The sequence below is a fragment of the Streptomyces murinus genome (assembly GCF_002154555.1).
Taxonomy (GTDB): domain Bacteria; phylum Actinomycetota; class Actinomycetes; order Streptomycetales; family Streptomycetaceae; genus Streptomyces; species Streptomyces murinus.
In genome coordinates, this window is the sequence record NZ_MUNF01001053.1 from 1 (window position 1) to 597 (window position 597).

Below are 597 nucleotides of genomic sequence, written 5' to 3' on the forward strand. Positions count from 1 at the left end.
GGACCGATCTCGCCCCGGGCCCAGTCCGCCGCGCGCATCGGCTTTTTACCCTGGGCCTGGACCCAGAGGAGTTCGACGGCGTAGGAGCCGGTGCCCACGTGGACGCTGTTCTTGCCCGCGGCGAGGTGGCCCGGGGCGAGATCGGTCCGGTCGGGGACGGGGGCGGTCTGGATGAGCTTGAGCCGTTCGCCGCGGAATGTGGTCCAGGCGCCGGGCGCCGGGGTGCACCCGCGCACGACCCGGTCGACGCGCAGCGCCGGCGCCGCCCAGTCCACCTCGGCGTCCTCGACGTTGATCTTCGGCGCGAGGGTGATGCCCTCGCCCGGCTGCGGTACGGCCTTCAGGGTGCCGTCCTCGATGCCGTCCATGGTCGCCGCGAGCAGCCCCGCCCCGGCGAAGGCCAGCCGGGTGAGCAGGTCGCCGCTGGTGTCGGTGGGCCGGATCTCCTCGGTCACCGTCCCGTACACCGGCCCGGAGTCCAGGCCCTCCTCGATGAGGAAGGTGGACGCGCCCGTGATCTCGTCGCCCGCCATCAGCGCGTGCTGCACGGGCGCCGCGCCGCGCCAGGCGGGCAGCAGCGAGAAGTGCAGGTTGACC

Annotated in this window: 1 protein-coding gene; it reads right to left on the bottom strand. The window is 73.9% G+C overall.

The window, feature by feature from the left end; genetic code table 11:
• Window positions 1-597, bottom strand: a 597-nt coding sequence (locus tag CCN72_RS37610) for a methionyl-tRNA formyltransferase (protein ID WP_279630327.1), incomplete at both ends; no start/stop codon positions are given.